Annotated in this window: 21 protein-coding genes and 3 pseudogenes; 5 read left to right on the top strand and 19 right to left on the bottom strand. The window is 66.9% G+C overall.

The features are described 5' to 3' along the window. The first annotated feature begins 61 nt into the window (after positions 1-61). Positions 62-655, top strand: coding sequence for a TIGR03086 family metal-binding protein (locus ACFWCF_RS05175; protein WP_378558034.1), 594 nt, complete (start codon positions 62-64; stop codon positions 653-655). Between the two features lie 4 nt (positions 656-659). Here ACFWCF_RS05175 and aroB read toward each other — a convergent pair whose 3' ends face one another. From aroB to ACFWCF_RS05155, 4 genes are read right to left on the bottom strand one after another with little or no spacing between them, the layout of a single operon-like run. After that, entirely contained in the window at positions 660-1769 is a 1110-nt protein-coding gene (gene aroB, locus ACFWCF_RS05170; RefSeq protein WP_378558031.1) for a 3-dehydroquinate synthase, read from the bottom strand. Beyond that, entirely contained in the window at positions 1766-2326 is a 561-nt protein-coding gene (locus ACFWCF_RS05165) for a shikimate kinase (RefSeq protein ID WP_378558028.1), read from the bottom strand. Before ACFWCF_RS05165 ends, aroB begins: the two co-directional genes overlap by 4 nt. A 4-nt stretch (positions 2327-2330) precedes the next feature. Beyond that, positions 2331-3518 carry a chorismate synthase gene (gene aroC, locus ACFWCF_RS05160; RefSeq protein ID WP_378558025.1) on the bottom strand — a complete coding sequence of 396 codons (1188 nt, stop codon included), beginning with the start codon at positions 3516-3518 and terminating at the stop codon, positions 2331-2333. Positions 3519-3565: 47 nt separating this feature from the next. After that, positions 3566-4180 carry a prepilin peptidase gene (locus ACFWCF_RS05155; protein WP_378558022.1) on the bottom strand — a complete coding sequence of 205 codons (615 nt, stop codon included), beginning with the start codon at positions 4178-4180 and terminating at the stop codon, positions 3566-3568. A 146-nt stretch (positions 4181-4326) separates the two neighbouring features. On the opposite strand from ACFWCF_RS05155, the gene ACFWCF_RS05150 reads away from it, so the two are divergent. Continuing rightward, positions 4327-4686, top strand: a complete 360-nt coding sequence (locus tag ACFWCF_RS05150; RefSeq protein ID WP_378558019.1) for a DUF1622 domain-containing protein — start codon at positions 4327-4329, stop codon at positions 4684-4686. Here ACFWCF_RS05150 and ACFWCF_RS05145 read toward each other — a convergent pair. From ACFWCF_RS05145 to aspS, 10 genes and pseudogenes are all read right to left on the bottom strand, one after another. Then, positions 4673-4984, bottom strand: a complete 312-nt coding sequence (locus ACFWCF_RS05145) for a hypothetical protein (RefSeq protein ID WP_378558016.1) — start codon at positions 4982-4984, stop codon at positions 4673-4675. The genes ACFWCF_RS05150 and ACFWCF_RS05145 overlap by 14 nt on opposite strands. Positions 4985-5109: 125 nt before the next feature. Beyond that, a pseudogene (locus tag ACFWCF_RS05140) lies at positions 5110-5193 on the bottom strand (hypothetical protein); the annotation flags it as partial. 93 nt (positions 5194-5286) lie between these two features. After that, positions 5287-5640, bottom strand: a complete 354-nt coding sequence (locus ACFWCF_RS05135) for a YciI family protein (protein WP_378558013.1) — start codon at positions 5638-5640, stop codon at positions 5287-5289. Positions 5641-5755: 115 nt separating this feature from the next. Further along, complete coding sequence (locus ACFWCF_RS05130; RefSeq protein WP_378558010.1) at positions 5756-6607, bottom strand: shikimate dehydrogenase; 852 nt, start codon at positions 6605-6607, stop codon at positions 5756-5758. Then, positions 6597-8291: an endolytic transglycosylase MltG gene (locus tag ACFWCF_RS05125; RefSeq protein ID WP_378558007.1), complete on the bottom strand. Its 1695-nt coding sequence runs from the start codon at positions 8289-8291 to the stop codon at positions 6597-6599. Before ACFWCF_RS05125 ends, ACFWCF_RS05130 begins: the two co-directional genes overlap by 11 nt. Further along, positions 8288-8809 carry a Holliday junction resolvase RuvX gene (ruvX, locus tag ACFWCF_RS05120; RefSeq protein ID WP_378558641.1) on the bottom strand — a complete coding sequence of 174 codons (522 nt, stop codon included), beginning with the start codon at positions 8807-8809 and terminating at the stop codon, positions 8288-8290. The genes ACFWCF_RS05125 and ruvX overlap by 4 nt, the downstream gene beginning before the upstream one ends. Further along, positions 8809-11475 carry an alanine--tRNA ligase gene (alaS, locus tag ACFWCF_RS05115; protein ID WP_378558004.1) on the bottom strand — a complete coding sequence of 889 codons (2667 nt, stop codon included), beginning with the start codon at positions 11473-11475 and terminating at the stop codon, positions 8809-8811. Before alaS ends, ruvX begins: the two co-directional genes overlap by 1 nt. Before the next feature lie 191 nt (positions 11476-11666). Continuing rightward, positions 11667-13079, bottom strand: a complete 1413-nt coding sequence (locus ACFWCF_RS05110) for a replication-associated recombination protein A (protein WP_378491708.1) — start codon at positions 13077-13079, stop codon at positions 11667-11669. Between the two features lie 73 nt (positions 13080-13152). Further along, complete coding sequence (locus ACFWCF_RS05105) at positions 13153-14319, bottom strand: kinase (RefSeq protein ID WP_378558001.1); 1167 nt, start codon at positions 14317-14319, stop codon at positions 13153-13155. A 354-nt stretch (positions 14320-14673) separates the two neighbouring features. After that, positions 14674-16464, bottom strand: a complete 1791-nt coding sequence (aspS, locus tag ACFWCF_RS05100; protein ID WP_378492976.1) for an aspartate--tRNA ligase — start codon at positions 16462-16464, stop codon at positions 14674-14676. Positions 16465-16603: 139 nt separating this feature from the next. On the opposite strand from aspS, the gene ACFWCF_RS05095 reads away from it, so the two are divergent. Next, complete coding sequence (locus ACFWCF_RS05095; RefSeq protein WP_378557998.1) at positions 16604-17515, top strand: neutral zinc metallopeptidase; 912 nt, start codon at positions 16604-16606, stop codon at positions 17513-17515. Between the two features lie 45 nt (positions 17516-17560). Here the strand turns inward: ACFWCF_RS05095 and ACFWCF_RS05090 are convergent, their stop codons facing one another. The 4 genes from ACFWCF_RS05090 to ACFWCF_RS05075 form a co-directional block, all read right to left on the bottom strand. Then, complete coding sequence (locus ACFWCF_RS05090; RefSeq protein WP_378557995.1) at positions 17561-18328, bottom strand: hypothetical protein; 768 nt, start codon at positions 18326-18328, stop codon at positions 17561-17563. Positions 18329-18364: 36 nt separating this feature from the next. Next, positions 18365-18835 (bottom strand): nucleoside deaminase, encoded by a 471-nt coding sequence (locus ACFWCF_RS05085; RefSeq protein ID WP_378557992.1) that lies wholly within the window; start codon positions 18833-18835, stop codon positions 18365-18367. A gap of 10 nt (positions 18836-18845) precedes the next feature. Next, entirely contained in the window at positions 18846-19145 is a 300-nt protein-coding gene (locus ACFWCF_RS05080) for a protease inhibitor I42 family protein (protein ID WP_378557989.1), read from the bottom strand. A 408-nt stretch (positions 19146-19553) separates the two neighbouring features. Then, positions 19554-20417, bottom strand: a complete 864-nt coding sequence (locus tag ACFWCF_RS05075; RefSeq protein ID WP_378558638.1) for a TIGR03620 family F420-dependent LLM class oxidoreductase — start codon at positions 20415-20417, stop codon at positions 19554-19556. Between the two features lie 159 nt (positions 20418-20576). Between ACFWCF_RS05075 and ACFWCF_RS05070 the strand changes: the two are divergent. After that, positions 20577-20687 (top strand): annotated as a pseudogene (locus tag ACFWCF_RS05070) (hypothetical protein); the annotation flags it as partial. A 101-nt stretch (positions 20688-20788) separates the two neighbouring features. Next, positions 20789-21039 (top strand): annotated as a pseudogene (locus ACFWCF_RS05065) (alpha/beta-hydrolase family protein); the annotation flags it as partial. 70 nt (positions 21040-21109) lie between these two features. On the opposite strand, the gene ACFWCF_RS05060 reads toward ACFWCF_RS05065, so the two are convergent. Beyond that, positions 21110-22210, bottom strand: coding sequence for an MsnO8 family LLM class oxidoreductase (locus ACFWCF_RS05060; protein WP_378557986.1), 1101 nt, complete (start codon positions 22208-22210; stop codon positions 21110-21112). Between the last annotated feature and the right edge of the window lie 180 nt (positions 22211-22390).

Raw genomic sequence — 22390 nt, 5'->3', positions numbered from 1 at the left:
GCGCTCAGTTTTCCGTCCGGCCGCAGTCGGTACTGCCAGAACCACCGACAAAGGAGAAAACATGGCCGAAACGCTCGACCTGTCCCCCGCTGCCGACCGGATGACCGGTCTCCTCGAGGGAATCGACGACGACCACCTGGATCGGCCCACACCCTGCGACGGGATGCCGGTCCGGGTTCTCATCGACCACGTGCTGGGCCTGTCCCTCGCGTTCGAGGCCGCCGCACGTAAGGACCTCGGCGCTTTCACCGACGCCGCTCCCTCACCCGGTGCGGCCGATCTGCCCGACGACTGGCGAACGGTGGGCCGCGACCGTCTCGCCGCGCTCCGCCTGGCGTGGCGGGATCCCGCCGCGTGGTCGGGTCCGACCCGAGCGGGCGGCCTCGACCTGCCCGGCAACATCGCCGGACTCGTCGCGCTCGACGAACTCGTCGTGCACGGGTGGGATCTCGCCGTCGCCACCGGCCGGTCGTACTCGTGCACGCCGTTCGAGATCGCCGCGTGCACCGCATTCGCCGAGTCGATCACCGATGAGCAGCGAGATGCCGGGGGCCTGTTCGGTCCGGCGGTTCCCGTTCCGGATCGCGCATCGGACCTCGATCGGTTGATCGGGCTCACCGGCCGCGATCCGGCGTGGGCACCTGACGGCACCTGACGGACTACAGCAGAACGGTGCCCGCGTCGGCCGTGCCCTGTCGTGCCACCTCGGAATAGGCGGCGGCCAGCAGCGACGGATCCGGGCCCTCGAGCCGGCCCGGTTTCGCAAGCCCGTCCAGTACCACGAACCGCAGCAAACCTGCACGGTTCTTCTTGTCGGTCTGCATGCCCGCAAGCAGATCACCGAAGGCGTCGGCCGCATACGTGGTGGGCAGACCCACCGATTCGAGGATCGTGCGATGCCGATCGGCGGTGGCGTCGTCGAGACGCCCCGCGAGCCTGCCCAACTCTGCGGCGAACACCAGACCGACGGACACCGCCGCGCCGTGGCGCCACTTGTACCGCTCGCGGCGCTCGATCGCGTGACCGAGAGTGTGGCCGTAGTTGAGGATCTCGCGCAAACTCGCCTCCAACAGATCCGCAGCGACGACCTTCGCCTTGACCTCGACCGACCGCCGGATCAGCTCGGGCAGCACGGTTCCGGTCGCGTCGAGCGCGGCCTCCGGATTCTCTTCGATCAAGTCGAGGATCACCGGATCGGCGATGAACCCGGTCTTGATGACCTCTGCCAGACCCGCGATGATCTCGTTGCGCGGCACGGTCTCGAGGGTCGCGAGGTCGACGAACACCGCCGACGGCTCATGGAACGACCCCACCAGGTTCTTGCCCGCCTCGGTGTTGATTCCGGTTTTGCCGCCCACGGCCGCATCGACCATCGCCAGAAGCGTCGTCGGAATGTGGTAGACCCGCACGCCCCGCATCCATGTTGCGGCCACGAAGCCTGCGAGATCGGTGGCGGCGCCGCCACCCAGGCTGACGACAGCGTCCGAACGCGTGAGCCCGATCTTTCCGAGCACCTCCCAGCAGAATCCGGCAACCGCAAGTTCCTTGCCGTCCTCCGCATCCGGGATCTCGATGCGGTGAGCGTCGATACCGGCCTCCGCCAGCGCCTCCCGCACCGCTTCCGCAGTGGCGGTCAGCGTCGGCTGATGGAAGATCGCTACCGTGCGCGTGCCCGCGAGCGTCTCCACGACGTCGCCGAGCAGTCCGCGTCCGATGACAACCGGGTAAGGCTGGGAGGTTTCGACGTCGATGCGTACCGGTTCGGTCACGGTGTACTGCTCCGATTCTCTTCGCTGGTCGTGTTGTTCGAATCTTTCTGCGCCGGATCGAGTTTGGCGAGCACCTGCTGCACGACTCTCCCGGGACTGCGGCCGTCGGTCCGCACCCGGATCGTCGCCGACTTCCGATACAGCGGTCTCCTGCGCCGCATCAGATCACGGTACTTCTGCGCCGGATCCCCACCGTTGAGCAACGGACGAGTGGTGTTCGACCCGGTACGGCGCAACCCTTCCGCGACGCTGAGCTCGAGGTAGATCACCGTGCATCCGACGAGTCGCTCTCGGGTCCGCTCCGACAGGATCGCCCCACCGCCGAGAGACACCACGCCGTCGTGCGAGGCGAGAGCATCCGCAACCACCTGCTCCTCGATTCGGCGGAACTCCGGCTCACCGTCCTCGGTGAAGATCTCGGGGATGGTCCGTCCGGTGACGCGTTCGATCTCCACGTCGGTGTCGAGCAACGGCACATCGAGGGCCTGGGCGACCCGACGTCCGATGGTGGACTTTCCTGCCCCGGGTGGCCCGATCAGGACTGCGCGCGGCGCCATGATGTCACCGCGGCGGACGCGCCGCGATCCCCTTCATGTAATGGTCGGCGTTGCTCGCGGTCTCCGCCAGCGAATCGCCACCGAACTTCTCGAGCGCCGCCTGTGCAACGACGAGAGCCACCATCGCTTCGGCCACCACACCTGCTGCCGGCACCGCACACACGTCGGAACGCTGATGGATCGCGACGGCCTCTTCGCCGGTGCTCATGTCGATAGTGGACAGGGCCCGCGGCACCGTCGAGATCGGCTTCATGGCTGCGCGTACGCGCAGCGCCTCACCGTTGGTCATGCCACCCTCCAGACCGCCTGCGCGATTGGTCGACCGCACCACCCCGTCCGATCCGGGCACCATCTCGTCGTGGGCGGCACTACCGCGGCGACGCGCGGTTTCGAAGCCGTCGCCGACCTCGACACCCTTGATGGCCTGAATGCCCATCAGCGCCGCGGCAAGGCGGGAATCGAGACGTTCGGCGCCACTGACGAACGAACCGAGGCCCACCGGCAGACCGTGCACCACGACCTCGACGACACCGCCGAGGGTGTCACCGTCGCGCTTGGCGGCCTCGATCTCACTGATCATCGACTCTTCCGCTGCCTTGTCGAAGGCACGGACGGGGCTCGCGTCGATCGCGTCGAGGTCTGCAGCCGACGGCTCTCGGCCGACGTAGGGGTCGGAGGCGCCGATGGAGATGACATGCGAGATGACCTCGGCGCCGAAGACCTGACGCAGAAAGTTGCGGGCCACGGTTCCGGCCGCGACACGAGCTGCCGTCTCTCGCGCACTCGCGCGCTCGAGCACGGGACGTGCGTCGTCGAATCCGTACTTGAGCATGCCCGAATAGTCGGCGTGGCCGGGCCGAGGGCGGGTCAGCGGTGCGTTGCGCGCCTGTCCTGCGAGCAGTTCGGGGTCGACCGGGTCGGCTGCCATGATGGTTTCCCACTTGGGCCATTCGGTGTTGCCGATCTCGATGGCGACGGGACCGCCGAGTGTGAGTCCGTGCCGGACGCCACCGATGATGGTGACCTTGTCTGCCTCGAACTTCATGCGCGCACCGCGTCCGTAACCGAGGCGTCGCCGCGCGAGCTGCTCCGAGATGTCGTTCGATGTCACCTCGACACCAGCAATCATGCCCTCGAGCATCGCAACGAGGGCGGGACCATGGGATTCTCCGGCAGTTATCCAGCGCAGCACGCGTCCATCCTTCCATGGTCGCCGGGCGAGTTGTGACGCCACCCTGGTCAACCTGCGGACAGCATTGCCAGCACCGCCGCGGCACACATCGACGGACCGTGCGGCACCACTGTGGAAGCGGAAGACCGATCCCCCGACCAAGCCGGGTGGACGCGCCGCCACAGGAGCAGGAGCGACCCGGCGACGGCGGTGAGCAACGGCGGGAGCAGCAGCACGATCATCCAGGCTTGTGCTCCGGCGACGCCGGCCGCAGCGCCGAGCCCGATCGCGAGTTTGACGTCGCCCGCACCCAGCGAGCGTGGGGAGAGAAGGTGGGCGCCGAGCATCATCGCAGTCAGCAGGGCCGCCCCGACCACGGCGGCACGCCCGTGGCCCGAAACGATCCCGGCCGCCACGACCACCGGGCCCCCACCGAGGGTGAGCACGTTGGGAAGCCTGCACACCAGTACATCGACACCACTTGCGCACACGCACCACCACGTCAGCAGCGCGATCGCCGCCATCGCAGCGCCGGACGGCGCCGCGGTCGCGAGCGCAGCGCCTGCTGCGCACGCGATCTCGCATGCTCCGCGCCACGGTTCCTGTCCGGACAGTCGCGCGGTCAGCTTCCGCACAAGTACACCGGCCACCACTCCCAGAAACACCATCACGACGAGAATCACGCGTTGCAGCATGAGCCTTTCGCGCGGCCTGTGGGAGCAACCGACGCCGGAATCATCGAATCTGTGGATCGATGCGGTCCCTGTGGACAACTCGGCGTGCAAGCATGAGCAGATGGGTCGCCCCGGGTGTGGGAGGAGCTTCGCGGATGCAGGTGCCAGAACTTCTCGAGCACGTCGGATCCGCGATCGATATCGTCGGCGTCGCGGCGATCGTGCTCGGAGCGGCGGTATCCACCTGGATCGCGCTGGATTCCTGGCGACGCAGGAACAGCACGAAAATCTATGAGCCCTATCGCCGCAATCTCGGGCGGTCGATCCTGCTCGGGCTCGAGTTCCTGGTCGCGGCGGACATCATCAAGACCGTCGCGGTCACGCCCACGTTCACGTCGGTAGGGGTGCTCGCGGTCATCGTCTTCATCCGTACCTTCCTCAGCTGGTCGCTCCAGCTCGAGATCGAAGGCCGATGGCCGTGGCAGAAGGACGAGACGAGCCCTACGGCGGGTTGATCGCACCGGACAGTGACCTGGCGATCGCGCGTGCCGCGTGGGCCACGTAATAGTGGTCCAGCGCGAGTGAGTGGACGATCGCCAGGGCGGCTGCCGGGTCGTCGACCTCCGCCACCGCGACCGCACGATGCAGCGCGACGACGGGCGTGGGTGCCACCGCATACAGCTGGTCGTAGATCAGATACAGCGCAGCGCGCACCGCGTCGATCCGTTCGGGCAACTCGTGCTCGGCCGGGACCCGGAAGGGTATCCGCGCGGCGCGGATCTTGCTCTTGGCGCGCGTGATCTGCTGCGCCATCGTCGAGCACGTCGGTCGATTCGATCGGGGCCGGTTCGGACGCAGGAGTTCCGCTTCGTGCGTGTCTTCTCTCGCCGTGCACGATCGATCGCGCGCCGCCGCGCGGTCGTGATGATCCACCCGGCGGGGCTCGGCGGCGTGCCGTCGACGGGCCAGCGAGCGGCGGCAACGGTGAAGGCGTCCTGAACTGCGTCCTCGGCGGCGTCGATGTCGCCGAGGTCGCGGGTGAGACGGCCACCGCCCGCCCGTACTCCTCGCGGAAGACCTGCTCGATCGAGGGTGCGGCCACGGTGTTCACTCCGTCAACTGCACGAGCCCCACTGCAGAGGCCGCACTTCGATCGGCAGGGTGGTCGCCTTCGCGAGCTTGCGTCCCCACGCGAGTGCCGCATCGAGGTCCGGCACCTCTATCACGTTGAAACCGCCGAGGTGTTCCTTGCCCTCGAGATAGGGGCCATCGGTGACGAGGATGTCATCGTTCCTCGCCGTCACCACCGTGGCTGTGCTCGGCGGGTGCAGTCCACCGGAGAACACCCACGCCCCGGATTCACGGAGCTCGGCGCCGAACGCCTCGACCTCGCGCATGATCGGTTCGAGGAATTCGGGTGAGGGAGGTTCGCCGTCCGGTTGGTAGATACCGAGCAGGTACTGGGCCATGTCGAGCTCCTTCGGGTTGCGGCCGGCAGCTCCCGGCCTCTCACCTACTACACGAACGGTAGGTGCCGGATTCGACATCCGCTTCGACAACCGGCCCGGAAATGTGCTCGATTCTCTAGCCGAGGCCGACGGCCGCCGCCATCGCCTCCTTCGGTGCGGGGCGGCCCGTGAACTGTTCCACCTGGCCGAACGCCTGGTGCAGCAGCATGAACAGGCCGGACACCACGACGCTGCCCCGCGCCTGTGCAGCCGTACCCAGCGGGGTCGGCCACGGATCGTAGATCGCATCGAGAATGAACGGAGCTTGCGCCAACACCTCCGCATACGGTGCTGCCGCAGCAGCAGGCACCGTCGAGACCAACGCTCCGGATGCCGCGCACACCTCCCCAAGCCCCGGATCGTCGAACGACATCCACCGCGGGGTGATGCCCACGGCCTCGGCGCAGTCGAACGTTTCGGCGGCCCGCTGTTCCGAGCGCGCCACGATCGTCACCTCGCGGACACCCAGGTCTGCGAGGCCGGCGATCGCGGGGCGTGAGGTGCCGCCGTTGCCGACGACCACCGCAGACCGTCCCGTCAGATCGGTCACGCCGATGGTGCCGAGCGCACCGCTGACACCGTCGATGTCGGTGCAGTCGGCACGCCAGCCACCCTCGATGCGGAGCAGGGTGTTCGCCGAGCCGATCGCCACCGCCCGCGCGGTGCGTTCGGTAGCAAACTCGAGCGCCGCGAACTTGCCGGGCATCGTGACGGACAGGCCGATCCACTCGTCTCCGAGACCCGACACGAGTGCCGGCAGCTGCTCACCCGAGCATTCGATGCGCTCGTAGGTCCAGTCGGTCAGTCCGAGTGCACGATACGCGGCGAGATGGAGCAGTGGAGACTTCGAATGTCTGATCGGGCTACCGAGTACCGCTGCTTTTCGAGGCGCGGTCGTGCGAGATGTGTTCGTGCTGTCATCTACCACTGTCGAGGATTCCGCTTTCGAGAGCCAGTCGAGTGTTGACGAGGTGTTCGTCGTAGGTATCGGCGAACAGGGTGGTGCCCTGGTCGTCGATCGTCACGAAGTACGTCCAGTCACCCGTTTCCGGGTTCTCCACTGCCTGCAGAGCACCGATGCTCGGTGATGAGATCGGGGTGGCAGGCAGACCGACGCTCGCGTAGGTGTTCCACGGGGTGACGCGGGCGCGGTCCGCGTCGGTGGTCGCGAGTTCGGTCTCGTCGAGCGCGTAGTTGACCGTGGAGTCGAACTGCAGCATCTGGTCGATCTCGAGTCGGTTGAGGATCACCCGCGCGACCCTCGCGAAATCGTCCGGCAGGGCTTCACGCTCGACCAGTGACGCGGCGACGAGCATCTCGTACGGTGTCAGACCCACTGTCGGTGCGGCCTCTACGATCCCCGTCTCGTCGTACCGGGCAGCGCTTCCGGTCACGAGCGTGCGCAGCACCTCGACGGGTTCGTCCGACGGGTCGAAATCCCAGCTACCCGCCGCGATGAGGCCTTCGAGTTGACGCTCCCGATCCGGGACCTGCGCCACGGCGTCGCGGGCCCACACCGGCACCCCGAGCGCATCGAGATCGGTGGTGGCCCCGGCCGCAGCGAGTTCCTCGTAGGTCAGACACTGCGTCGCACCGACATCGTCGTAGCAACTCGATTCCGCGATGAGGGTGTAGATGCCCTTGCGGACAGCCCCGGTGTTGACGTCGCGGATGTCGTGGAGCTGACGTCCCTCCGAGACGACGAGCGCGCCCACCCGGCTCTCCGGGGCCACGAGTGCGCTGACCGCATCGACTCCGGAGACGTTGGTGGGGATTGCGTAGAAGCCGGGATGCACGGCGTTCATGCCGGCATTCTGCACCGCGGCGTTGTAGAACGCGTCGGCACTGGCGACCACACCCTTGTCAGCGGCCTCACGGCCGATCTCGGTTGCGGTCTCGCCCGAATTGACCTGCACGATGGCCACCGGACCGGCGGGGCCGGTGAAATCGGGCGGCAGTCCGGGCCCCATGAACCGGTCGTAGGCGAAGTAGCCACCACCGACCACCACGATGAGCAACAGCACCGCCGCCAGCGAACCGACGACCTTGCCTCGTTTCCGGCGCTTCGACGACGCCGTGGTCTCGGCTCGCTGTGCCGCCGTAGCCCCTACCGCGGCCGGGGCAGCGCGCTCGTCGTCCCACGACTGGTCATCTGCTTCGTCGTCGGCAGGTACCGCGGCGATGGTCTCGGTCCGATCGAACACACCGGACTCGCCGTAGCCTGCACCGTCGTAGCCTGCCCCGTCGTAGCCTGCCCCGTCGTAGTGACCGTCGCCGTAGTCGTCCTTTCGACGCTGGGCATACGAGTAACCACCGACGTATTCGTCGTCGCTGCTCGGTTGCCGGGGACCATCTTCGGCCCGAGGCTCCTGCGGCGGCGGACCGTCGAACACGCCCTCCTCGAAATGCAGCACGTTGGTGGGATCGTCGCCCGGATGCCGACCACCGGCAGATCGGGCCTCGCCGTACTGGTCGCGCGGCGGCGCCGCGGCCGGGGGCGGGGGGGTGTAGCGACCGGCGGTGTCGTAGTTGCCGGCGTAGGGATCGCTGAACATTCCGCCCTGCCGAGCATCGGGAGTGTCGTCGCCGCCGTACCGTCCGTCTCGGGTCACCGGCCGCTCCCCTGGTCCCCGTCTGCCACGTTCAATGTTGCACTCCGCTCGTCCAACCAACCTTGCAAGATGGCGACGGCCGCGGCCTGGTCGATCACCGGCCGCGCACCGCGCGCGCTGACTCCACTGTCGCGAAGCGCACGCGCCGCAGTGACCGTGGTGAAACGTTCGTCGGCCATCCGAACGGGAACCTCGGGGATCTGCCGACGAAGTCGACGCGCGAATTCGCTCGCCAGTTTCGCGGCTTTGCCCGGCTCACCGCGCAGGGTCTGCGGCAGCCCGACGATAACCTCAACCGCCTCGTATTCCATAACGATCTGGACAATGCGCCGGATATCGGGCGCGTCGGGGCCGCGGTCCTTGGACCGAGGCACAGTCTCGACCGGGGTAGCGAGGATGCAGTCGGGGTCGCAGGAGGCCACCCCGATGCGCACACTGCCGACATCGATGCCGATACGACGTCCCCGGCCCGGATCATCCGAACCGGGACGATCGGGGCCGGGTAGCTCTGCCACGATCAGCCGGCCAGCTCGCGCAGCCGGCTACGGAACGCGTCGAGCGCCGCATCGATCCCCGAGGCATCGGTCCCCTGTCCCTGGGCCATGTCGGGCTTGCCGCCGCCGCGACCACCGATCGCCGGTCCGAAGCTCGACACGAGGTCGCCGGCCTTGATGCCCGCGGCCCGAGCAGCGTCGTTGGTCGCCACGACGAACGGTACCTTTTCGTCGGCACTGCCGAGGAGCAGCACCACGACCGGGTCGCTGCCGAGACGCCCACGAACGTCGGACACCAAGGTGCGCAGGGCATTACCCGACACGCCTTCGGGTGCCCGACCGGCGACGACGAGGAACTCGCCGATGCGCTCGGCCTTGTCGGCGAACGAACCGGCCGCAGCAGCGACGTTCGCGGCGCGCGTCTTCTCGAGTTCCTTCTCGGCAACCTTGAGCCGCTCGAGCAGCGAGTCGACTCGCCCCGGAACCTCGTCCGAGGGCACCTTGAGGGTCGACGACAGACCCGCGAGCAACGCGCGCTCCTTCGCCAGGTGCCGATAGGAGTCCAGGCCGACGTAGGCCTCCACGCGGCGGACACCCGATCCGACCGACTGCTCGCCGAGCAGAGTGACGGTGCCGACGTGCGACGAGTGCTGGACGTGAGTGCCGCCGCACAGTTCCATCGAGAACGGCCCGCCGATCTCCACGACGCGCACTTCGTCGCCGTAGTTCTCGCCGAAGAGCGCCATCGCGCCCATCTTCTTGGCCTTGTCCAGGTCGGTGACGAAGGTATTCACCGCGTAGTTCGCGGCGACGGCTTCGTTGGTGACGGTTTCGATGTCCTGCTTCTGCTGTTCCGACAACGCACCGGGCCACGAGAAATCGAAACGCAGGTAGCCGGGCTTGTTGAGCGAGCCCGCCTGCACCGCGTTCGGGCCGAGGACCTCGCGCAGCGCGGCATGCACCAGGTGAGTGCCCGAGTGTCCCTGCGTGGCGCCCTTACGCCATTCCGGATCGACCTGCACGAGGACGGCGTCACCTTCGACGACCTGACCTTCGAGCACCGTGACCTTGTGCACCCACAGTTGCTTGGCGATCTTCTGCACGTCGTTGACCTTCACGCGCAGACCGGTCGCGGTGATGGTGCCGAGGTCGGCGATCTGACCGCCGGCCTCCGCATACAGCGGGCTCCGGTCGAGGATCAGCTCGACGTCCTGTCCGGCGCTCGCCGCATGCAGGCGCTCACCACCGGTGATGACGGCCAGTACGTGCGCCTCCGAGACGAGTTCGTTGAAGCCGGTGAACTCGGTGGGGCCGCGGTCGAGCAGTTCCTTGTAGACGGTCAGGTCGGCGTGCGCGTGCTTGCGCGCGCGGGCGTCGTCCTTGGCGCGCTGCCGCTGCTCGGCCATCAGCGAGCGGAAGCCGTCCTCGTCGACCGTCAGTCCGGCCTCGGACGCCATCTCGAGGGTCAGGTCGATCGGGAACCCGTAGGTGTCGTGCAGCGCGAAGGCCTCGGCACCGCCGAGTACAGCCCTGCCCTGCGCCTTCGCCGACTCGACAGCACCTTCGAACAGCTTGCTTCCGGTGCCGAGGGTCTTGAGAAACGCCGTCTCCTCACCCACGGAAACGGTCTCGATGCGCGAGAAGTCGGTGGCGAGTTCGGGGTACGACGGGGCCATGGTGTCGCGGACGACGGCCATGAACTCGGCCATGACCGGCCGATCCGCGCCGAGCAGGCGTGCCGATCGGACGATGCGGCGTAGCAGGCGGCGCAACACGTAGCCGCGGCCGTCGTTACCGGGGTTGACGCCGTCGACGATGAGCATCGCGGCGGTGCGCGCATGGTCGGCGATCACCCGGAAACGCACGTCGGAACTGTGGTCGGCGCCGTAGCGGCTGCCGGTCAGTTCCTGTGCCTGGTCGATGACCGGGCGCAGCAGGTCCGTCTCGTAGACGTTTTCGACGCCCTGCAGCAGGAACGCGACACGCTCGACACCCATGCCGGTGTCGATGTTCTTCTTCGGCAGCGGGCCGAGGATCTCGAAGTCGTCCTTGCTGGTGCCCTCGCCACGCTCGTTCTGCATGAACACGAGATTCCAGATCTCGATGTAGCGGTCCTCGTCGGCCTCGGGGCCACCTTCGACGCCGTAGTCGGGACCGCGGTCGTAGAAGATCTCCGAGCACGGGCCGCACGGGCCGGGGATGCCCATCGACCAGTAGTTGTCCTTCATACCGCGGCGCTGGATCCGCTCGGCCGGGAGACCGATCTTGTCACGCCAGATCGAGTAGGCCTCGTCGTCATCGAGATAGACCGTCGCCCAAAGCTTTTCGGGGTCAATCCCGTATCCACCCTCGTCGGCGGAGTCGGTGAGCAGCGACCACGCGTGCGTGATGGCCTCTTCCTTGAAGTAGTCACCGAACGAGAAGTTGCCTGCCATCTGGAAGAAGGTGTTGTGCCGGGTGGTGATGCCCACCTCTTCGATGTCGAGGGTGCGCACACACTTCTGCACCGAGGTCGCCCGCGAGTAGGGCGGGGTCTGCTGCCCGAGGAAGAACGGCACGAACGGGACCATGCCTGCGTTGACGAACAGCAGGTTCGGGTCGGCCAGGATCAGCGAGGCACTCGGCACTTCGGTGTGGCCGGCCTTCACGAAGTGGTCGAGAAAGCGCCTGCGGATCTCGTGGGTCTGCACGTCGATGGTCCTTTGTGGTCTGGCGGTTGCGGAGCTGCCCGGCATGGGCTACCGATCACGCGAATCGGCCATATATCACCTTATCGCGCCCCCTCTAGTCCTCGTCGCTCCGCTCCTATCCGAGCGAAAGTGCCGTTCGTCTCCTCAGATCGATCGGGTGTGCCGTTCGCTCGGATGGGGCGGCGGACTCGCTACCGCTCGCCGCGCACGATCCGACGGAGCTTCGGTACTCGTGACGACAATTCACGCTCGACACCGTGGCCTGTCGGCTCGTAATAGTCGACGCCCACCAGCTCGTCGGGCGGGTACTGCTGTGCGAGGACTCCGTCCGGGTGGTCGTGCGGATACCGGTAGCCGATGGCATTGCCGAGCTTCTGCGCACCCTGGTAGTGACCGTCACGCAAGTGACTCGGGACGGCCCCGGCCTTACCTGCCTTCACATCGCCGATCGCAGCGAAGAGCGCGGCGGTCACCGACCCGGACTTCGGCGCCGTCGCGATGTGGATGGTGGCCTGCGCGAGTGCTAATTGCGCCTCGGGCATGCCGACCTGCTGGACCACCTGGGCAGCGGCCACGGCCGCCTGGAGCGCGGTGGGATCGGCCATACCGACCTCTTCACTGGCCTGGATCATCAGACGCCGCGCGATGAATCTCGGATCCTCCCCCGCGACGATCATCCGGGCGAGGTAGTGCAATGCTGCATCGACGTCGGAGCCTCGCAGCGACTTGATGAAGGCACTGGCGACGTCGTAATGCTGATCTCCGTCGCGGTCGTACCGGACCGCCGCCTTGTCGATACTGGACTCGACGGTCCGGAGGTCGATGACCGCATCGGTGTCACCGGCACGGTCCAATGCGGTCTCCGAGGAGGCCTCCAACGCCGTCAGCGCCCGGCGGGCGTCGCCACCTGCGAGTCGCACGAGGTGATCGAGTGCTTCATCGGTCAGCGTGACCGTCCCGCCGAGACCCCGCGGATCCGTGCGGGCGCGGTCGAGCAGTGCACGGATGTCGTCCGGCCCGAGTGGCTGCAACTGCAGCACCAGAGAACGCGACAGCAACGGTGCGACGACGGAGAAGGACGGGTTTTCGGTGGTCGCAGCGACGAGCAGCACGATCCGGTTCTCGACCGCCGCGAGCAGCGCGTCCTGCTGGGTCTTGGAGAACCGATGGACTTCGTCGATGAACAACACGGTCTGCTCACCCTGAGTCAGCCGGCGGCGTGCCAGGTCGATGACGGCACGGACGTCTTTGACACCTGCAGACAACGCGGAGAGGGCCTCGAAGCGCCGACCGGTGGCCCCGGAGATGAGCGACGCGAGGGTGGTCTTGCCGGTGCCCGGAGGCCCATAGAGGACGACGGAGGCGGCGCCGGACCCTTCGACGAGTCGCCGCAGCGGAGCGCCCGGCTCGAGCAGGTGCTGCTGGCCGAGGACCTCGTCCAGGTTCGCCGGACGCATCCGTGCCGCCAGCGGTGCGTTCGGCCCGGTCGGGCCGACGGGGGCACGGCGGATCGACGGTTCGGGGTCCGGCTCGGGCTCGCGCGGCGCCTCGAACAGGGCGTCCGGTTCGGACGACGGGTCGTTTGCCCCGAAAAGATCACTCACTCCGTCGACGCTACAAGCGCCACCACCTTCTGAGCGAATGTGCCGTTCACCGGCCGGGCGTGCAGCAGAGACATCAACCCGCGACGCGCTGGTCCAGGCGTTCGAGGACCGCCCGCGCGTGTGCTGCAACGTCGTCGTGGCCGGCGCCGGTCGCGAAATCCGCCAGCAGTGACCACCGAGAACTCAGCGCTGGGAGTCGCGCCATGGACAGTTCGTGGGCGCGCACCGATGCGATACGGGCGTGATCCTCGGGCAGGAACAGGTGCGTACTCAACCAGACGCAGGCAAGTTGGGCGTCGAGGAGACGCTCGGCGAGAACTTCGTCGTAGGCGAGCTGCGGCCACATGCCCACCACCTCGGCGCGCCATGCATCGGCCATGTCCCGTACCCGATCGGAGGTCAGGGGTGCCGCGCACAGGCACAGCGGGAACGAGGTGAGCGCGTACGCGATGTCGAGCGTCGCGTCGCGGAATCCACCCCATTCGTAATCGAGGAACTGCACCCCGTCGTCGCCGACGACGACATTGTCGGGGCAGAGATCCGACGGGCTGAAGGCGCGGAAGCGGCCTCCGGTGAACAGCTTCGCGGCGCGTTCCGCGCGGTCGAGCACCGACTGGGGAACGGCGAGTCCGAAATCGGCTGCGAGCAGTTCGGGTACACCCCGGACCGCGTCGATGGCCTGTTCGGCAACGGCATCGCTGACGGACGCGACGCCGGCCCGGCGGAGCAGAGCCGAGAAATCTTCCTCACGGCCGACAGTCGCGGCATGCATGCGGCCGAGCGCCTGCGCGAGCGCCATGAGCGTGTTTCCGACGGTGTCGGTGTCGCCACTCCGCAGCAATGTCGCCAGCGGGGTGGCGTCGCCGAGGTCGCTGAGCACCAGAAGTCGGGTCTCGAAGTCGTAGGCGAGCAGCTCGGCACCTGGCCGGTGGTCTTTGGCGAGCGCTGTTGCGAACTGGTACGAGACGGCTTCGCGAAGGAAGGCAACCTCTTCGTCCGTTGCCGCGCCGCGCAGGTCGACATGGCCGGCACCACGGGCCGGCGGCACCTGCTTCAGAACGAGGGTGCGCGGCAACGAGAAGGGGTTGGCAGCAACTCGGACGCGGAGCACCACCGATCGGCCACTGCCACCGAGATCCACAGGATCTGCGAGGGTGACCGGGGCGCCGGTACGACGAGTGAGCAGCTTCTCGGCTGCCTGCACTACCTTCGAAACGGGGTCTGCCAATGTTGCGGTCATCACCGAACAATCTACATCGTCGCGGTCACCGGCAGGGCGTACGGAATCCCCCATCGACACGGGACCAAGGTCCGCCGCCACCGGATCGGCTACGGCGATCTGCCTGACAATTCCGGGTTTCGCCTGATCATCGACGTGTTTCGCAGAAACGGACAATCTGCACGGAACCCACGCGCCCTCGCTGAAAGTTCTTCTCGGAAGCGCGAACCGAGAAACCCTTTCGAGTCATTCGCGCCCGTCGTCACGCGTCGATTCGGCATATCGCGCAATTCCGTCGAGTCCGAAATTTCAGACTTCGAATGACCGGCGGGGCGCGCTCACTGAGGTGAACGCGCCCCGCCGGTGGTATTGGACCTACTGCGCGGCCGGCGCCACGTCCTTCACGTCCTCGGGCTCGAAGTCCATGCCGGACTCCTTCCGCTGCGCCTCGCTGATCGGGCCGGGCGCGTCGGTGAGCGGGTCGACTCCCCCACCCGACTTGGGGAATGCAATGACCTCGCGGATCGAGTCGACACCCGCGAGCAACGCGGTGATCCGGTCCCAGCCGAACGCGATACCGCCGTGCGGCGGCGCACCATACTTGAATGCCTCGAGCAGGAAGCCGAACTTCTCGTTCGCTTCGTCCGCAGGAATGCCCATCACCTTGAACACACGTTCCTGAAGATCGGGCCGGTGGATACGGATCGAGCCGCCACCGATCTCGTTGCCGTTGCAGACGATGTCGTAGGCATAGGCCAGCGCAGAGCCCGGATCGGTGTCGAACGTGTCGAGGAACTCGGGCTTGGGCGAGGTGAACGCATGGTGCACAGCCGTCCACGCCGACGAACCGAGAGCCACGTCGCCGGACGCGGTCGCATCGGCAGCAGGCTCGAACATCGGGGCGTCGACGATCCACACGAACGCCCACGCATTCGGGTCGATGAGGTCGAGCTTGCGGGCGATCTCGCCGCGCGCTGCACCCAGCAGGGCACGCATCGGCTTCGTCGCACCTGCAGCGAAGAAGATGCAGTCGCCGGGCTCGGCTCCCACATGCGCGGCCAACCCGGCCCGCTCGGTGTCGGTGAGGTTCTTCGCGACGGGACCGGTGAGCTCGCCGTCCTCCCCCACCAGCACGTATGCGAGGCCCTTGGCGCCGCGCTGCTTGGCCCATTCCTGCCAAGCGTCGAGCTGGCGACGCGGCTGCGAGCCGCCACCGGGCATGACGACCGCGCCGACGTACTCCGCCTGGAAGACGCGGAAGGTGGTGTCCTTGAAGAAGTCCTTGCACTCGACGAGTTCGATGTCGAAGCGCAGGTCGGGCTTGTCGCTGCCGAAACGTCGCATGGCGTCGGCATATGTCATGCGCGGGATCGGCGTCTCGAGCTCGTATCCGACCAGGCGCCACAGCGAATGCAGCACCTCTTCGGCGAGCAGGATCACATCGTCCTGGTTCACGAACGCCATCTCGATGTCGAGCTGGGTGAACTCCGGCTGCCGATCGGCGCGGAAATCCTCGTCGCGGTAGCAACGCGCGATCTGGTAGTACCGCTCGATACCGCCTGCCATGAGCAACTGCTTGAACAGCTGCGGCGACTGCGGCAGCGCATAGAAGTTGCCGGGCTGCAGACGGGCAGGCACCAGGAAGTCGCGAGCGCCCTCGGGAGTCGAACGAGTCAGCGTCGGAGTCTCGACCTCGACGAACTCGTGATGAGCGAGCACCGAGCGCGCCGCGGCGTTGACCTTGCTGCGAAGCCGGATGGCCTTGCCCGGCCCTTCCCGTCGCAGGTCCAGGTAGCGGTACTTCAGCCGAGCCTCTTCGCCTGCCTGGTCGTCGAGCTGGAACGGCAGCGGCGCCGCCTCGCCCAGCACCTCGAGCTCGGTCGCGTTGACCTCGACGGCCCCGGTCGGGATCTCGAAGTTCTGATTGCCTTCGGGCCGGACCTCGACGGCGCCGGTGACCTTCACACAGTATTCGGCGCGCAGCTTGTGCGCCTGCTCGAGCACCTCTGCGTCACGGAACACCACCTGGGACACGCCGGAGGCGTCGCGCAGGTCGATGAAGATGACCCCGCCGTGGTCGCGGCGCCGGGCAACCCAACCGGTGAGGGTGACGGTCTGCTCGGCGTGCTCGGCTCGCAACGAGCCGGCGAGATGGGTGCGCAGCACGGAATTCCTTTCGAAACGATCATCGACGGGGTTCGTCGCTGCAATCCTACGAAAGACACGAACTGCCCGAGCACACACGTGCCGAATCGGCCGTGCCAAACTTGTCCGGCTCGATCGACTCGACGACTAGGCGGATGCGATGACGTTCAACGAGGGCGCGCGGATGGATCCGAACCGGGTCCGCACCGGAGGAGGTGGCCGAGGCGGCAAAATCGCACTGGGAGGCGGCGCCGGTGGCATTGTCGTGCTGATCCTGGTCCTTCTGTTCGGCGGAGATCCGTCGTCACTGCTCGGGTCGGGAGTGCCCGATGCCTCCGAGCAGGCAGGCACCGGAGGGCTCGACCACTGCGCGACCGGCGCGGAGGCCAACGCCGATGTCGACTGCCGTGTGCTCTATACGGTCGGCTCGCTCGACAGCGTGTGGGAGCAGCAGCTCGCTGCGCAGACCGGCGTGGCGTACGTACAGCCAGGCGTCGACGTCTTCGTCTCCTCGACGGCGACCGGCTGCGGCAACGCGACCAGTGACATCGGCCCCTTCTACTGCCCCGCGGATCAGACCGCATATTTCGACACCAGTTTCTTCGAGCAGCTCGTAACCCGGTTCGGTTCGAGCGCCGGGCCCCTCGCCCAGGAATACGTGGTTGCGCACGAGGTGGGTCACCACCTGCAGAACCAGCTCGGTGACCTCGGCCGCGCGCAGTCCGATCCCCACGGACCCGAGTCGGGAGCGGTACGCACCGAACTCCAGGCCGATTGTTACGCCGGAGTATGGGCGCACTATGCGGACACGTTGCCCGACCCGAACACCGGCGTGCCGTTCCTTGCGCCGCTGAGCGAGACCGATATCCGCGACGCGCTCTCCGCCGCGTCGGCTGTAGGCGACGACCGGATCCAGTCTGCCGCCACCGGACGCGTCAATCCGGAAGCGTGGACCCACGGCTCGTCCGAGCAGCGGCAGAAATGGTTCATCGCGGGATACAACACCGGACAGGTCGACGCATGCGACACGTACTCGGCTCCCGATCTGGACGCTCCGGCCGCGTTGCGCTGACTCCGGGGTTCTTGCTGGCTCCAGGGCCTTCCGACCGGGCGATCGTCACGGGACGGGGTCGACGACGAGCAACATCACGTCGTCGTCGACGAGCCATCGCGCGTCCGGATTCTCTCGCGCTGCGGTGTAGACGAGGGCGGCGGCGTCCCCGGTGATCACCCCGGGCGACCCGGGATCGTCCGTCGTGAACGTCGCGGGATCGGGGCCAGGCCACAACGGAACATCGTCGTCCGGGGCGGCACCGGCCGTCAGTTCATAGATGTGCACGGCATCCGGCACTAAAGGTTCGGCGTCGCCCTCGGCCAGATCCCAGGCGTCCGAGATCACCTCGCGCAATGCTCCACGATTCTCGAGTGCGATCGTCGGTAGATCCTGCTCGAACCGCGTGCCGAACGCGTAGACACGCAATTCGGAGGCATCGCCACGTCCGTGGAAGGTGACGGTGGTCGTCGCCTGATCGGTCACACCGGGACTTCCGACATCGGTGCCCAGATCGATGAGGTGTCGCTGCTCGACTTCGTCTGCAAATCGGGCGACATCGTCAGGATCCGCCTGTACCACAAGGTATTCCGGCGGGGCCATCGTGTCTGGTTCGGTTCTCTCGGCGAAGACCACACGGCCGTCGCCGTAGACCGAGATCACCGGTGAGTGAATCGCCTGGACTGCGAACGGTGACCACCCGTGGCCACTGGAACCGACACTCAACACCAGCCGGTCGGCCGGCAGATGGTCTGTGCGCTCACTCGGTGTGCCGCAGGAGACCAACACGAGTGCCGCAACACTCACCCACACGGTGTCACGCGGTCGATTCACCGACGACAAAACTCCCCCAGCCACGTTGTCTCGGGTTCAGCGTAGGTGATCGGTTGCCGGCGCGATGCCGATATCCTCATCCCACAGTTGTGGTGAATCGTCGATGAACCGGGTCATCAGCGCGACACATCGTGGGTCGTCGAGCACCGTTACCGACGCCCCGTTGTCGGCGAGCCAATCGTGGCCACCGTAGAACGTGACCGCCTCCCCGATGATGACGGACCCGATGCCGAACTGGCGGACGAGGCCGCTGCAGTACCAGCACGGAGACAAGGTGGTCACCATGATCGTCGACGTGTAGTCACGGCGGCGACCGGCCGCCCGGAACGCGGCTGTCTCTGCGTGGATTGTCGGATCGTCGTCCTGGACACGCCTGTTGCGCCCCCGGCCGAGAAGCGTGCCGTCGGCGGCAAACAGTGCGGCTCCGATCGGTATGCCGCCTTCGGAGAGTCCTGCCTCGGCCTCGGCGAGCGCTACGTCGAGGAGGGCGTGTGCGTCGACCGCCATGTGCGAAGTCTCAGGTCACCGTGACAGTCATGTCCGCGAACGCCGCGGACAGGTCCAGGTGCCGACGCATCCGCAGCGACAGCGGCCACGTCCCCGACCGCTTCGCGCGGAGGTAGAACACACGTTCGCTGGCGGCGCCGGGCAACGGATTGTTCGAGGGGACGAACCTGATGTCGCGCAGGTTGAGTCCCTTTCCGATCCGCGTCGTCGACCAGCAGTAATCGCGCGAGGTGTTCTCCGGCAGGTGCAGTTCGATGGTGTCCCCCACATCGACCGTCAAATCGCGTGGACCAGTGGTGATGTGCTTCATGAACTCAGAGTACGAGGGAACTGTGATTTGCACCACTGTGCAACTTCGGTCGTCCCCTTCGTCGCGTCGGCCTGATCACGATCGTGGTGGCCACCGCCGCAGGGTCCGGCGCCTACCCGATCATCGACGTCGACGTATCCGACGGCTTGGCGTTCATCGAATCCGCACTCCCGACCTGTTCGTGCCATTCCTGGACCGGGGGCCGGAACCCGTATCGGTGTAGTGGTCGACGTGCCCGAACCTGAGTCGTCAGTATCTCGTGAGTTCTACCGGTCCCTGACCGCCGGGCACCGTCATGATGCGAGTGATCTCGTCCTGGTCGGCGGCACTCGGCAGACCCCCAACCCTCCTGGCAGCCGTACAACTCTGTGAGGGTGACCGAGTGCCGGTTTCCGTCGGCGATACCTCTCATCGGCCGATGAGTGCCTCCGCGAGTTTTCGGTATGCCTCCGCGGGGAAAGTCGTCTGGTCGGCCGTCAGCACCTGGATGGGGACCTCGTCGGCACCGGCTTCGTAGTGCCGTTCGATCCCTGCGACGACGCGTTCGATCTTGCCCGACGGAATCAGCGCCTCGCGCAACCGGTCGCTGCCCGCTCCTGCGACATCGTCCTCGGTGTAGCCGAGACGCAGGAGATTGTTGGAGTAGTTCGGAAGCGACAGGTACCCCCGCATGTATTCCTGAGCGATTCCGCGGGCGGCGTCTTCGTCCTCGTCGAGCACCACGGCGACTTCGGGCGCAAGAAGCGGACCGTCACCGAGGATTTCCCGGGCCTGGGCGGTGTGTTCGGCAGGAACGAAATACGGATGCGCGCCCGCGGTCCGCTCGGCCGACAGAGTCAGCATGCGGGGGCCGAGCGCCGCCAGCGCGAGACGCTCCGCGGGGACCGGGGTGTCGGTCGCATCCAACGCGTCGAGGTACTCGACCATGCGGCTGTAGGGCTTGGTGTACCGGCCTGATTCGGCCGCGTCGACGACCGGTGCGTGGCTCGCGCCGAGGCCGAGGACGAATCGGCCTGGATACTCCCGCTCGAATCGGTCGACGGTCTTCGCCGCGTCGGCCGGCTCCGCGTGCCAGATACTGACGATTCCACTCGCGACACCCAGCCTCGGTGTCGCGGCGAGCACCTCGCCGTAGATAGGAGGCACCCCGTCACCGAATCCACCCGAGGTCCACAACCTCGAGTAGCCCAGCTCGTCGAGTTCTCGCGCCGCATCGAGTGCGGCCTCCCTGGTCTTCCCGCTCAGCCAGAATCCGCCGCCCCACACACTCACGCGTCGTGTCATGTTCCCGAGACTATCTGCTCGCATCGGGATACCGTCGCCGGATGATCACCGCCGACACGTGACGCCGCGGCGGTCGGCACGGCGGTCGCACCCTGGGTCGCGTCGTTCCTCACCGCACGGCTGCACATTCCGGTTCCGGCGGCGTACGTGATCGCACCGGCGGTGCTCGCGGTTGCAGCGGTGGTGTTCGTCGATCAGGTGATCCTTGCGGGCACCTCGGTCGCCGCGCGATTCGTGTTCGCGTCCGACAACAGAGGCACCGGCCCGGGCGTCACCCGGCCGCAGGAACCGGAGCGCTCGGGCATGCGGCATTCGACGACCGCGTCAATCTTCGCGGTGATGCAGAGGGCGCACTGTTCGTGGGCCCACCGAATTCGAATTCGTTGTGGCGGAGCATCATCGCCCACCGCAATCCTGGCTCGCAGGAGGCGCTGCCCGTGTACCACGACGGTCTCGAGGCGCGTATCGGCTCGCCGAGCCACCAGATACCGATCGAGTGCCGTCGATGCGGTGGCATCCGATCGTCACGTTCCGGCAGGTGGCGGCCGACATCATGGTCGGCACCCCACCTCCGGTCGGACACTGGCACAACTACGAGGATCTCATCCCGCACGGGTGGGCGGCATTCACGGCACCGGACGGGTCGACGGACGCCGACACCCAGCGAGTCGTGGAGGCACTCACCGACATACACCTCGAGGAGCGACCGGCCCGGGCTCCGTCCGGTTCGAGTTCTGCAAGTCGACGTCGACAGACCTCGGCGACAATCCGAACATCTCGGCCAGCAAACGATGAGAATGCCGCCGCGAGCCGGGATCAGCGATCAGATCCTGCACCATCAACTCGTCGGCGCCGCTTTCCTCGAGCATGCGTTCCAGTGTCGCGCGCACGTCGTCCGGACCGCCTGCGACGAAGCGCGGCCAGCTCCCGTCGACGATCGCTGTCGGCTCGTTCCGCTGGTCGTCGGTCATCTCCCGTGCCGCTTCGTCGGGTGAGGGCACGGTGACCTGACCGGCTCCGCGTCCCGCACGACCGAGTCGTGCGTAGAAACCCTTCGCGGAGTTCACCAGATGCAGGCCCTCGTCCCTCGTGTCGCCGACCGTCACGTTGACCGCGAGGATCCCCCGTGGTGCGTCGAGCCCGAATCCCTGCGGGCGGAACGTTTCGCGGTAGTGACGTAACGCCGGCGCAGCTGCCGGTGGATTGATGAAACCGGCGAACGTGTATCCGATCCCGAGACCGGCTGCGAGGACCGAGCCGTTCGGGCTCGACCCCAGCAGCCAGGTCTGCGGCACCTCCGGAACACCCGGCATCAGTCGATGCCCGGCGAACGGATGGTCGTCGGGAAACGCGTCGTACAACCACGCCAGGGTCTCGGAGATCTGCTGCCCATGGTCTGCTTGGATGCGGCGACTCCGGTCTCGTTGCAACGCAAGATCTATCACCGGTCCGGCCGTCGCTCGCCCCATTCCCAGGTCGATCCGACCGGGGGCCATCGCCTCGAGCTGCTTGAACATCTCCGCGACCTTGAACGGACTGTAGTGGTTCATGAGCACCGCGCCCGATCCCAGGCGGATACCGCGGGTCTGCGGTATCGCTGCGGCAATGAGTAATTCGGGATGGTGGGAGGCGCCGCTACGGCTCAGATGGTGTTCTGCGAACCAGATTCGGTGGAACCCGCGGGCATCGGCATGACACGCGGTGGCCAGCGAGTCGGCGAGGGCATCGGTCTCGGTGGTGCCGGGCGCGAGGGTTCCGAGGTCGACGACAGACAACTTCACGGACACCACTCCTCATGCGACGGGATGTTCCCCGACGCTAGCGGATACGGCTATGAGGCGCGTTGGCGGAGCACGTGCTGAGACATGCTTCGAAGCGGTACTCGCTCGGCAGAAGCGGAAGGCTCACAACGCTGGACTCCTCGCACAGACATTGAGCCAACCCCTGGCCCGGACGCGCTC

This window comes from Rhodococcus sp. NPDC060090, assembly GCF_042729855.1.
Taxonomy (GTDB): domain Bacteria; phylum Actinomycetota; class Actinomycetes; order Mycobacteriales; family Mycobacteriaceae; genus Rhodococcus.
Note: the sequence above shows the minus strand (reverse complement) of the source record. Positions and strands in the feature narration are given on the sequence as shown.

Coding starts and splice junctions, on each gene's coding strand:
- ACFWCF_RS05175 (WP_378558034.1), top strand. CDS start 62: ATGGCCGAAACGCTCGACCTGTCCCCCGCTGCCGACCGGATGACCGGT.
- ACFWCF_RS05165 (WP_378558028.1), bottom strand. CDS start 2,326: ATGGCGCCGCGCGCAGTCCTGATCGGGCCACCCGGGGCAGGAAAGTCC.
- ACFWCF_RS05150 (WP_378558019.1), top strand. CDS start 4,327: ATGCAGGTGCCAGAACTTCTCGAGCACGTCGGATCCGCGATCGATATC.
- ACFWCF_RS05145 (WP_378558016.1), bottom strand. CDS start 4,984: ATGGCGCAGCAGATCACGCGCGCCAAGAGCAAGATCCGCGCCGCGCGG.
- ACFWCF_RS05135 (WP_378558013.1), bottom strand. CDS start 5,640: ATGGCCCAGTACCTGCTCGGTATCTACCAACCGGACGGCGAACCTCCC.
- ACFWCF_RS05105 (WP_378558001.1), bottom strand. CDS start 14,319: ATGACCGCAACATTGGCAGACCCCGTTTCGAAGGTAGTGCAGGCAGCC.
- ACFWCF_RS05095 (WP_378557998.1), top strand. CDS start 16,604: ATGACGTTCAACGAGGGCGCGCGGATGGATCCGAACCGGGTCCGCACC.
- ACFWCF_RS05085 (WP_378557992.1), bottom strand. CDS start 18,835: ATGGCGGTCGACGCACACGCCCTCCTCGACGTAGCGCTCGCCGAGGCC.
- ACFWCF_RS05080 (WP_378557989.1), bottom strand. CDS start 19,145: ATGAAGCACATCACCACTGGTCCACGCGATTTGACGGTCGATGTGGGG.